Origin of the sequence: Robinsoniella peoriensis, from assembly GCF_000797495.1 — a bacterium.
GTDB lineage: Bacteria > Bacillota > Clostridia > Lachnospirales > Lachnospiraceae > Robinsoniella > Robinsoniella peoriensis.
In genome coordinates, this window is sequence record NZ_JTGN01000005.1 from 409,629 (window position 1) to 420,552 (window position 10,924).

11 protein-coding genes are annotated in these 10,924 nt (G+C 41.3%); 2 read left to right on the forward strand and 9 right to left on the reverse strand.

The annotated features are described in order from the left end of the window. Positions 1-54: 54 nt before the first annotated feature. The 3 genes from QR40_RS12630 to QR40_RS12640 all read right to left on the reverse strand — a co-directional run bounded on the left by QR40_RS12630 (position 55) and on the right by QR40_RS12640 (position 3,206). On the reverse strand, positions 55-1,062 hold the full coding sequence (locus tag QR40_RS12630; protein ID WP_044295292.1) for a MerR family transcriptional regulator: 1,008 nt from the start codon (positions 1,060-1,062) through the stop codon (positions 55-57). Between the two features lie 155 nt (positions 1,063-1,217). Continuing rightward, positions 1,218-1,826 (reverse strand): HD-GYP domain-containing protein, encoded by a 609-nt coding sequence (locus QR40_RS12635; RefSeq protein ID WP_052430830.1) that lies wholly within the window; start codon positions 1,824-1,826, stop codon positions 1,218-1,220. A gap of 246 nt (positions 1,827-2,072) precedes the next feature. Next, entirely contained in the window at positions 2,073-3,206 is a 1,134-nt protein-coding gene (locus tag QR40_RS12640; protein WP_044295294.1) for a tyrosine-type recombinase/integrase, read from the reverse strand. Positions 3,207-3,644: 438 nt separating this feature from the next. On the opposite strand from QR40_RS12640, the gene QR40_RS12645 reads away from it, so the two are divergent. Beyond that, on the forward strand, positions 3,645-4,028 hold the full coding sequence (locus tag QR40_RS12645) for an iron chaperone (RefSeq protein ID WP_330373732.1): 384 nt from the start codon (positions 3,645-3,647) through the stop codon (positions 4,026-4,028). Positions 4,029-4,135: 107 nt separating this feature from the next. On the opposite strand, the gene QR40_RS12650 is transcribed toward QR40_RS12645, so the two are convergent. The 4 genes from QR40_RS12650 to xylB all read right to left on the reverse strand — a co-directional run bounded on the left by QR40_RS12650 (position 4,136) and on the right by xylB (position 8,151). Then, on the reverse strand, positions 4,136-4,576 hold the full coding sequence (locus QR40_RS12650) for an RbsD/FucU family protein (protein ID WP_027292662.1): 441 nt from the start codon (positions 4,574-4,576) through the stop codon (positions 4,136-4,138). A 3-nt stretch (positions 4,577-4,579) separates the two neighbouring features. After that, positions 4,580-5,521 (reverse strand): 2-keto-3-deoxygluconate permease, encoded by a 942-nt coding sequence (locus tag QR40_RS12655; RefSeq protein WP_044295298.1) that lies wholly within the window; start codon positions 5,519-5,521, stop codon positions 4,580-4,582. Positions 5,522-5,524: 3 nt separating this feature from the next. Beyond that, positions 5,525-6,532, reverse strand: a complete 1,008-nt coding sequence (locus QR40_RS12660; RefSeq protein ID WP_027292661.1) for an aldo/keto reductase family protein — start codon at positions 6,530-6,532, stop codon at positions 5,525-5,527. 107 nt (positions 6,533-6,639) lie between these two features. After that, the gene (gene xylB, locus QR40_RS12665; RefSeq protein ID WP_044295303.1) at positions 6,640-8,151 is read right to left on the reverse strand and encodes a xylulokinase; all 1,512 of its coding nucleotides are present in this window, start codon (positions 8,149-8,151) and stop codon (positions 6,640-6,642) included. Positions 8,152-8,319: 168 nt separating this feature from the next. On the opposite strand from xylB, the gene QR40_RS12670 reads away from it, so the two are divergent. Next, a complete protein-coding gene (locus QR40_RS12670) occupies positions 8,320-9,231 on the forward strand; it encodes an AraC family transcriptional regulator (protein ID WP_242858508.1) in 912 nt (303 codons plus the stop codon). Positions 9,232-9,256: 25 nt separating this feature from the next. Here the strand turns inward: QR40_RS12670 and QR40_RS12675 are convergent, their stop codons facing one another. Next, positions 9,257-10,006 (reverse strand): class C sortase, encoded by a 750-nt coding sequence (locus QR40_RS12675; protein ID WP_044295304.1) that lies wholly within the window; start codon positions 10,004-10,006, stop codon positions 9,257-9,259. Beyond that, on the reverse strand, positions 10,003-10,839 hold the full coding sequence (locus QR40_RS12680) for a class C sortase (protein ID WP_044295306.1): 837 nt from the start codon (positions 10,837-10,839) through the stop codon (positions 10,003-10,005). The genes QR40_RS12675 and QR40_RS12680 overlap by 4 nt, the downstream gene beginning before the upstream one ends. Positions 10,840-10,924 lie beyond the last annotated feature (85 nt).

Genomic DNA, 10,924 nt, shown 5'->3' on the forward strand with positions numbered 1-10,924 from the left:
CCGCTTGCACACCTTTCCTTTAGAAATTTCAATTATGTTGTTTTATCCCCCTGTTTATTTCACTATATTTGCTGCCGGTGTCACCTTTTCTTTTATAGGCATTAAAAGATCTAACTGTAAATGTTCATCATCTTTATCGGGTTGTTCAATATGATTGTAGAAATTCAAGTGTTCCTCCAATAGGCCGCACATATGCTCCTGATCTTGCAAGTCACCTGCAAAATCATATCTTTCGTTTTTCATAATCCAATCAAGAAATGAATCCCACTCATTAAAATTTCCAAAAGTAATCATATGAGCCGCATATAAGCCTCCGCAGAATTTCTTTTTTTCAAGTGGATCTGGTACTTCCATCTCATCAGGAATCGTTACCCAAGTCTCATAACCATGATAACCTGTTTCATCAACCGGATTAGGGTGATTAAAGCCATACAGTCTCAGATCCGGTTTTAATTTACACAAAGCACTTTCCTTTACAAACTTTTCAATTAAGAAGTTTGCATTTAATTCAGGTTCATCCCCAATACAACGAGCCGCAGCTACAGTAGCCGGAGGCAGATAGATAATGCGTACATCATTGATTTTGGAGAGGCGCTCATCTGCTTTCTTTAATTTGTCTGCGGATTGTTCTTCTTTAAAATTAATACTAATAAGACTGAGAGACTCAATAGTCGCCAGCAGTGTATCATCCTGGGATATCAAATTCTTCAGTGGCAGCTCAGTCGACTTGCTGAGTTCTTCAACAAAATGATTTAGTATATCTCTAATTGTGGAAAGAGCTGTAATTTCTTCGTCTAATTCTTCCATGTTCTTCCGGAAAATTTCGATTGCCGCTACCGCATTTGTATTATTCAATATAATAGAAATTTGGCGGACAGGTATTCGCAGCTTACGCAATAGTATGATCTGTTTCATTCGGGTAACTGCATTATTATCATAGATACGGTAGGAATATCCTTCCCGCCGGGAACTGCTGATTAATCCAACCTTTTCGTAATAGCGAAGCATTCTCGTTGAAATCCCCAAACTTCTGGATACTTGGCTTATTGTCATTTCCTCCATTTTATACCTCCTTATTATATCTCATGTTATAGTTTATATTTTAAACTGCGACACGGTGTCAAAGTCAAGTAAAATAAGTATCTGACTCAGATGAACATTCCTTCCCATGAAATTTGGCATTGAAAACAGAAAAACGGTTATATTTCACTCTTTTTCTAAAATTCCTCTTTGATACATTCCAAAAATATCCTTGCTAAAAGGGGATCGAACTGGATTCCCGCATTTTTTTCTATCTCCGTACAGGCGTACTCTTTTGTTCTATTTTGATTATTAACATCGTTAGCCACTGCATCATAACTGTCTGCAATACAGCATATCCGGGCTTCCAACGGGATTTCCTCACACCGAAGGCCATCGGGATACCCTTTTCCGTCCCAGCGTTCATGATGGTATTCTGCCATAGCCCACACCGTATTCTCATATTTCTCCTGGTCTTTTTTTAACATACAGACCGCAATGTCTCCGCCGTATTCGGCATGATTATGGATCATAGAACGCTCTTTTTGTGTCAGGGGAGCCTTTTTACAAAGTATTTCTCCTGGTATTAATATTTTACCTGCATCGTGATAGAGGGCACCTAAACGAACGGCTTCTATAGAAAGTTCTCTTGCAGCCTGCGCATACGTCTGGGCAGAACACATTTTTACAAACAGGGCACAAGCGTACTTTGCAGTAAGACCTTGATGAATATAAAGATCTTTCGGCAAATTTAAATAAAGCCTTTTGAAAATTTCCTGCACATTATTTTGTTTTAATCTTTGCATAATTTTCCCTCCTTCACCAGACTGCGATTCGTATACAAGAGGCGGCTAAAAATAATTTAAAATCCGGGAAAATTTTCCTGTATATTTCTCCACTGCTTCTGTTATATTATATCTTTATGATATTAACAAATCATGATATCCGGCTTATCTTTCGCAAAATACTTTATTTTACGAAAATAACCTTTTTCCCCTTTTCCTATCACCGTTCCCAGCAGCGATCCTGACGGCTTATGACGGCTTATATTTTTATGCTGTAAGACGATTCAGCTTTAACATGGATTTTTGAATATGCTGTTTTGTAGAGTGTCCATACCATTCCAGGGTGATCTTTGCGGAACTATGTCCCAGAATCTCTTTCAATGCCTGGATATCCCCGTTTTTTTCAATAAACCTTGTGGCAAACGTATGCCGCAGTGTATGAAAGTGAATGCCCTGAAGCCCGATTGATTCAGTTACCCTGGTCAGATGATATTGTAATACTCTGGGATCCATCGCTTTTCTGCCTGCCCCAAAGATATAATCACTCCCCAGGGCTTGGTTATCTTTTTTGAACTGAACCAGTATCTTCACCAGAAAACGGGGGAGGGGAATAAATCGTCTGGATGAGTCTGACTTTGTTTCCGTCAGGAGCAGTTTCGTCTTCTGTTTCTGCTGATGATACAGCGAGACTCTTTGAATACTGTGTGATACATGAATTCCCCCGGTCAGCGGATCAAAATCCTGCCAGGTATAGCCACAGCATTCCCCTACCCTGCTGCCGCTGTAAAGAGCCAATAACACTGCCAAATCCTTTGATTTTTTATCATCCAGTTTCTCTTCTATCCGCTTCTGTTCATTCAATGTCATAAATCTCGGTTTTTTCCGCTTATATTTTTTCTTTTTATAGGGTAAAAGCGGAAGACCCGATATCAGTTTTCTATCCCGGGCGCTGCACAGAGCTGCCATAAAACGTTTACAGATATTTTGTGCAGTAGCTGTTGTAATATTTTTATCAAGAATAGCATTGTAAACAATCTCCATTGTTTTGTTATTCATATTCTTCAATTTAATTTTACCAGCCGATGGAAGTATATGACGCTCTACCTGGCCTCTGTACACCGCGTAAGTAGAATACTTTACCTCTGGCTTAATTACTGCTTCCAGCCAAAACTCCAGCCATGCACCTATTGATCCGTCCCGGTAAATTTCTTCAGACCTGTCAATCGTTTTTGCCAGCGTCCTGTCCGCTTTGCAAATCTCCAGTTTTTTCTTAACCTCTGTATAGGTCTTTCCATATATATAAGAAAAAGCAGTCCTGCCGTTAGGCTTCCTTCCTATTACATATCTGCCTTCCCACCTGCCATCCTTCCGTTTATAGATATTCTCTCCTCGTCTTGCCATGCTGTTCACTCTCCTTCTAAATTTGACGGCTTATCTGACGGCTTAAAAATTCCACCCCGTACTCTACAATACAGAACTTTTTGGACAAATGCTTCAAAGAACTTTATTATTTCACAAATTCTTTCATAAATATTGAGAAAAATCTACATAGTATTGACAATTATATCCAATTATGGTAGACTCATGCCATAATTTAAGTTGTTTTTAACAAGATTTTTATTCAATATCATAAAATAAAGTATTTTACGAACGGCAAATAGGCTACAGGCTATTTCAGCGGTTCTTTTTTTGAGTATCCCTTTCCCTTGACATAAGTCCATAACTATAATACGATGAAACCATCAAAATAACTAAAAACCTTTCAAAAACCACTCAATATAAATAAACCGTCCAAACCTCAAATGGAAATGAAAAGGAAAAGTAAGGAGAATGCAGACCATGACTACCGAAATTACAACCATTGACAGCTACATTAGCCAGTACACGCCAGAGATTCAAGAGATATTAAATATCATAAGAAACCACATTAGGGAGTGTGCCCCTGACGCAGCCGAAAAAATCAGCTGGGGTATGCCAACCTTTACTTATCACGGTAATCTGGTGCACTTTGCCGCTAATAAACATCATTTAGGATTTTATCCCGGTGAGAATGGCGTTGCATGCTTTAAGCAAAAATTGACAAAATACAAGTGCAGTAAGGGAGCAATTCAATTTCCATATGCTGAACCATTGCCTCTTGACCTTATAAAAGAGATTGTTGCATTCCGGTTAAAGGAAAATATGCAGATATATGAAGAAAAGTTAAAGAAAAAATCTAAATGACACTGCATTTAATCATTTGTTTGACAGTGGATATAAAAAAGGCGCTGACCAATGACGACAAAGACTTTCATACTTCGTCATCAGGCAGCGCCCTTTTTTATAATTATTTACTCCACAACCACACCTTTTTGCAGCATTACATTTGCATAAAGCGCTTTTTCACTTGTAGTAATGATCGCATAGACTTTCTTAGCCTCTTCATAGAATGCGAACCGTTCGATATTACCAACTGCGTTCTCGCCTCTTTCATCATACTTTGCAACGATTTCTTTGTATGTATCCCAGATTGGTGTCTCTACATTGTCTCCAGCCATTACTTCCATAAGATTAACCGGCTGTTCCACATAGGTATCCAATGGCATTACCTTTAAAATGGCATCTAATATTTCAGGTACCCCATGTCCGTCACAGCGGATAACTATTGCATCTTTTCCCATGGATTCTGCCGGGAAATTGCCATCTGAAATGATGATTCTGTCACTGTGTCCCATTTCACATAAAACTTTTAATAATTGAGGTGATAATATCTGTGGTATTCCTTTTAACATAATTTAATGTCCTCCAACTTTTCTTTTATTTGCATAGATGCCGGTTAGAATCGGTACTACTACTGCACTGATAACAACAACTGCCGCAATCTGGGTTGCCGCTGTTTCAGCATATGGTTTCCAGGCAGGATCCACAAGGGCAATCGCCGCCGGCACTCCGATAGCATTGGCACCGGTGGCACAGGCTGCAAGCCCCGCATATCCCGGACGGCCTGCAATTAATTTATCGCATAGCACGGTAAATGCCCCGCCAATCCCCAGAACGATGACACTTAATAGTATGCCTTCTATTCCGGCACTGGCTGCATTTTTCAAATCAATGCCCGCACCCAGGGTAAATCCTATAAATGGCAGCAGCAGCTGTATTCCGGGCTTTAGAAATTCCCTTATCGTTTTACTGATATTTCCAACTAATATTCCCATCAGCAGGGGGATTACCGTAGCGATCAGCGAGATCGCTGAAAAACTGGCTGACCCCGATACGCCCAGAACAATTAAGGTAAGAAATGGGCCATTGGTCAATGAAAGGGGGCCCACTACTGCTGCATCCGCTTCATCTCCATAGGCCGCAGCCAGAGAGAGGTAAATGCTTCCGTTAATATTTGTAATGGCACAAACTAGTGCCAATAATGAAACTCCAAATATGCCTTCGTTTCCCACAAGCCTTCCGATCAGCAAAATACTCAGGAAACCAAGCAGAAATTTGGATACCAGAAGCGCTGCACTCCGTCTTGCCACCAGACCCAATTTTTTCATCTGAAGCTGGCTCCCAAGGCACAATAGCTGCACGCCCATAATGGTAATTGCTCCTTCCGCAGAGAAGACAGCGGTTGTAAATGATCCGATTTCTAAGATATCCGGGAAAAAAGAGTGAATGATTATCCCCATAAACATAGGGATAATCATTAATCCTGCCGGTACTTTTTTTAATACCTTCCATATCATATATTATTTTACGATAAATCCGTCTTCATCCCATAAGTCATGCCAGTCATTGGCACCTTCCCATAAGAATACCTGACCTTTTACCAATCTGTTATTTCTCTCTAAAGTCGCAATAGACGCCATTTCTTCTTCGGTTAACGGATCTTCCGTTGTAAGTTTTAAATTGCTTACATATTCTGCTTCATGAATGGAGAATGGAATCGGAATCTGTCCTCTTTGTACGGCCCATTTCAGTGCGATAACCGCAGGATGACAATTGTGAGCTTTGGCAATGGAAACCATTTCCGGAGTCTGGATATCCGCGATATCTTCCGGACACATGTCTCTTTCCGGTCTTGTTGGGGAACCGATGGGCATAAAGCCAATTGGCTGAATATCATGAGCTGTCAGGTAGTCAAATAACTTCTGTTGCTGGAAGCATGGATGCAATTCCATTTCACATGCAACCGGTTTGATTCTTAGTTTTGGCAGTACCGCCTCTAATTTCGGAATTGTCATATTGGAGATACCGATGCTTTTGATTAATCCCTTTTCTACTAATTCTTCACATCTCTGATAAGTAGCCACAAATTCTTCAACACTGAATGGTTTGGAATCCGGATTACGGGAATCTACGTCACAGTGTGGTGCATGGTAATTCGGAAATGGCCAGTGGATAAAGAATAAATCCACATATTCACACTGTAAATCTGCAATACTCTTTCTGCAGGACTCCTCCACTCTCTCATGCATGTCATTCCATACTTTTGTCATTATGTAAAGATCTTTACGTTCTACCACACCCTCATCCATTGCATCTTTAAATACTTTTCCAATTTGATCTTCATTTCCATAGCAAGCTGCACAGTCAAACATACGGTATCCGCAGCGGATTGCTCCCGCAACTGCTGCTGAAACCTGCTCAGCAGTAAAACGGTCGGAACCAAAGGTACCCATTCCGATGCAGGGAATTTCTTCACCTGTATAAAGTTTTCTTTTTGGCACGATAGCCGGATTAATAAAATTACTCATGTTTGTTTCCTCCTATTTATAATTATTTTTTTATTGATAAGTTAATAAATCTGTATCATACATATCTCAGTTTATAAAGATTTGTATTTCCCTGATCTCCCGGTTCATTATATTTTTTTCATCAGACCTTTCAGGCTCTCATATAATTCCAGGTATGTTTCATAGTTTTTCCGGTAAAGCCGGTGCTTTTCCATATCCGGCTCATGCCGTCTGGTAACTTTGACCGTCAACTGTACCGCTTCTTCAAAATCTTTGTATACGCCGACTCCCACACCGGCGAGAATCACTGCTCCCAGTGTGGTTGCCGTATCAGAGGACGGAACTACAATCGGCTTTCCTGTAATGTCCGACTTTATCTGGGTCCACAGCAGTGAATTTGCCGAGCCTCCCATTGCTCTTAGTTCTTCCACCTTTGCCCCGGTGTCTTCTGCAATATCCAGGTTATGCTTTAAAGAAAAAGCAACGCCTTCCATAGCCGCCCTGACCATATGCCCTTTTGTTTTATTAAAGTCCAGGCCATAATAAACACCTTTTGCATTTGGATCCCATATCGGGGATCGTTCACCAGCCATATAAGGCAGGAATACTACACCGTCGCTTCCGGGTGATACCGATTCCGCAATCTCATTTAGCTGCACCAGTGATGGTTTACCGACTCTCTCTGCAATTTCCCGTTCATAATCAGCGAATTCCTTTTCAAACCATCGCATGACACCGCCGCCGCCAACGGTTCCTCCCTGTAAAAGCCACTGTCCGGGAACTACATGGGCACCCATTATTAACCGGGGATCTGCTGCATACTCTTCCATACAGATGCTCATTCCACCTGCCTGACCACCCTGTTCCTGGGTTTCTCCAACGTGGATAACTCCGGCACCAAGTGTTCCGCACGCAGCGTCGAGTCCCCCTGCAACTACCGGAGTCCCCACAGCCAGCCCGGTTTCTTGTGCTGCACCTGGGGTTACGGTCCCAACTACCTGATGGCAGGGTACCAGTTCCGGCAGAAAACTTCTGGGAATGCCCATTTTTTCACACATATCATCGTTCCAGCAGCCATTTCTCATGTCGAAGCAATGCACCCCATACCCCTGTGACAGGTCATGGCTTAATACATCCGTTAACCGGTATGCAATAAATGCATTTGACTGAAGAATCTTGTCAATCTTTTTATACATTTCCGGAAGGTGCTCTTTATACCATAGAATTTTTGCTGTGGTATAAGATGGCTGCAGTGAATTCCCTGTGAGTGCGAATATATTCTCTTCTCCGATTTCGCTGTTGATTCTGTCACAGATATCCTGCGCCCTTGTATCCATCCAGATCGGAGTATTTGCAAGCACATTACCCTCTTTATCAATTGGAATTGCCGACCAGCTTTGACCGTCGATTCCAACGCCTGCAATATCTGCAGCATCTATATGATTCATTTTTAATAATGATCTAATCGTGCCGCATACAGCTTTCCACCATTCGTCCGGATTTTGCTCTGCCCAGCCGGGCTGTGGATAATAGACCGGATATTCACCGGTACCGGATGCAATTACCGAGCCGTTTTTTTCAAACACTGCTATCTTGCAGGCACTCGTACCGATATCGATTCCTAATAATAATTGTCCCATATATGACCTCCTGGCGGCTGACTATGCCGCTATTGTCTGGTATTCCCAACGCCTTTTCTTATATTATAGATTTTTTTAATATTAATACAAGAGATTAAATTGACAGAACAAACCAATATATGTCGCATTATCGAATATTTCTTGACTTTCGAATATCGAACTGGTACGATGAAGAAAAAAGAAGCTGGTTGGATACGAATTATGCGCACTGTTTATACGGATTTAAATATAAAATTTTCAATTGAAGACACTACATTCCATGTGCTGAATATTGTATTTGAACGTTTTTTGCGTTCCATGCCAAAGCACAGCCATGGAAGCAACAGTTATGAACTTCACTATATTCCTTACGGTCATGGTAAAGTAAATATTGACAACACAATCTATGATGTGGAGCCTAATACGCTTTATATGACAGGCCCCCATGTGGAACACGAGCAGATTCCCATTAAAGATGATCCGATGACCGAATACTGTATTTACTTCAAAATAAGTAAAGCGCCTTCTTCCTCTGCCGGAACTATGGCTAATACTGACTCCATTACGGTACAGTTTCAAAAAACGAAGTTCTGGTTCGGAAAAGACTCACAGGATATCTACCACCTGATGCAGCAGATTTTTTACGAATTGGAAAATAAGTACACCGGTTATATCACACAGGTTGAAACCCTGCTGCAGCAGTGCATTGTAAAGGTGGTTCGGAACTACGAAAACAAAAAGGAATCCAGGGCACATTTTTCTCCTTCGAACCTGGTAGACAGCAAATATCTCATTGTAGAGGAATGCTTTTTATATGACTACGAAACCATTACACTTGAAAAACTCTCGGTTCGTCTGGGCCTCAGCACCAGGCAGACCGAGCGGTTTTTAAAAGATTATTACGGCAAAACATTTTCCCAGAAAAAGAGCGAGGCCAAGATGTCTATGGCTAAAATCCTGTTATCGGACGAAACACTGAGTATTTCAGAGGTTGCCATCCGATTGAATTATTCCTCTGTGGAACATTTTTCTTATGCTTTTAAATTGTTTTATGGGATAACGGCTAGGCAGTATCGAAAGAATCATGCAGAAAATGAATAGGTAAGGGGGATGAGGGACTTCCATTTCAGTGCTTTTCTGCCTTCGACGGAACTCTTTCACAAAGCACTGCATACCGCTGCAGGTTAAATCCATAGGGATGGCAGGTAAGCAGCGTTATCAGATCTCTACCTTCCTGAATTAAAATTTCCTGAATATCTGTAGGTTTCAGTATTTTGATTTCCGCCACCCGATAAGTTAATGTTTCTCTGAAATTTTTAATGATTACCTCATCTCCCGGTTCCAGTTTTTCAATATCCCGGAACATTGCCGCTCTGCTGTACCCACGGTGGGCTGCTATCACTGCATTTGAATTTATACCGCCCACAGGCAGGGATGTCTGGGTCAGATGTGCCGCTCCTTTTGCCATATTTTCATTGGTAGCTCCCAGGTAAACAGGCAGTTCGATGTCCATTTTTGGGATTTTTAAGCTTCCGATCATATCTTCATCAAATCCCCATTCCTTCAGGCTAAAGCCGATCTGCTCATAGGAAAACGGATCAACCAGATCTTTTTGTCCTGATAAAAACAAGTTCCGGTTGTAAGCTAATATTTTTTCGTAAAGTTCATCGAAAAATGGTTTGGGAACTGAGGTATCTGACACTTCCGCTTTCATTTCCCTTTTCATCTTATCGGTTTTCTGATCAAACGCTTCCAGAACTTTTCTTACTTCCCGGTCATATACCTGCTGAGAAATGTAAGGATAGAGCAATAATCCCATACCTGCAGCCAAAGAAATTACTGCCATAATTAAAATGATTTTCTTTTTTAAGATCATCTCTCATTTCCTTTCTTTCTATTTCTAATGACGGCAGTAATAATGATAAGCAGTATAATCACAGCTGTTGTCAGACCTGTAATCCATAATGTCTGTTCCTCCCGGGTGAGCTTTCTCTCTGTCTTTTCAGCTGCCTGCTTTTCCTGCCATGCATGATAGTCTGTTCTTTTGCCCCGAACCAGAAGCCTGTGGCTGTTAACACCGTATGGAGTACATGTAACCAGAGTCACATAATCTTTTCCCGCCACGGGCTTTAAATCATCTGTATTTTCCGGTTCCACGACCTTAATCTGGTCAACCTGATAGGCGAGTACCCGGTCCAGAATATGCAGATAGAACATATCTCCCTCTCCCAGTTCCGTTAAATCGGTAAACAGTTTTGCCGTTGTAAGCCCTGTATGTCCGGTAAATACCGCATGGGTACCTGCCCCTCCTACGGGCAAAGAAGTCCCCTCCAGATGTCCCACACCTTTTTTTAATGTAGATTCACCTGTTCCATGGTAGACAGCCAGATTCACATCAATATCCGGAATATCAATATATCCCATAATTCCATTTATATTCAATACTTCTTTGTAATTATCCTGCAGCACCATACCGCTTCCTTCCATGAACGGATCCCTCAGCACATTTCCGCTCAGACTTTCATTATATTCTTCTGCTTTTTTCCATTCTTCCTCCATCTCATCCCTGGCTTTATTTTTCACCTGGTCCTCAAAATTCTGAATGGCATATGACTGGTTTCTCTCCATGAGTAAATTACTGACATGAGGATACAGGAAGAATCCCATGCCCAGCAATAATAAAACCACGATTGAAATTATTCTCTTCATAATAGGCTCCTATTTGAATGGGTATTTGTTCCGGACACAGGAGACGCAGCGGGCTGCGCTGACTACTTTGCAGGCTGAATTACGG

Bases quoted from the DNA above. Each gene is read 5' to 3' on its own strand.
- QR40_RS12630 (WP_044295292.1), bottom strand. From the start codon at position 1,062: ATGGAGGAAATGACAATAAGCCAAGTATCCAGAAGTTTGGGGATTTCA.
- QR40_RS12635 (WP_052430830.1), bottom strand. From the start codon at position 1,826: ATGCAAAGATTAAAACAAAATAATGTGCAGGAAATTTTCAAAAGGCTT.
- QR40_RS12640 (WP_044295294.1), bottom strand. From the start codon at position 3,206: ATGGCAAGACGAGGAGAGAATATCTATAAACGGAAGGATGGCAGGTGG.
- QR40_RS12645 (WP_330373732.1), top strand. From the start codon at position 3,645: ATGACTACCGAAATTACAACCATTGACAGCTACATTAGCCAGTACACG.
- QR40_RS12650 (WP_027292662.1), bottom strand. From the start codon at position 4,576: ATGTTAAAAGGAATACCACAGATATTATCACCTCAATTATTAAAAGTT.
- QR40_RS12655 (WP_044295298.1), bottom strand. From the start codon at position 5,521: ATGATATGGAAGGTATTAAAAAAAGTACCGGCAGGATTAATGATTATC.
- QR40_RS12660 (WP_027292661.1), bottom strand. From the start codon at position 6,532: ATGAGTAATTTTATTAATCCGGCTATCGTGCCAAAAAGAAAACTTTAT.
- xylB (WP_044295303.1), bottom strand. From the start codon at position 8,151: ATGGGACAATTATTATTAGGAATCGATATCGGTACGAGTGCCTGCAAG.
- QR40_RS12670 (WP_242858508.1), top strand. From the start codon at position 8,320: ATGAAGAAAAAAGAAGCTGGTTGGATACGAATTATGCGCACTGTTTAT.
- QR40_RS12675 (WP_044295304.1), bottom strand. From the start codon at position 10,006: ATGATCTTAAAAAAGAAAATCATTTTAATTATGGCAGTAATTTCTTTG.
- QR40_RS12680 (WP_044295306.1), bottom strand. From the start codon at position 10,839: ATGAAGAGAATAATTTCAATCGTGGTTTTATTATTGCTGGGCATGGGA.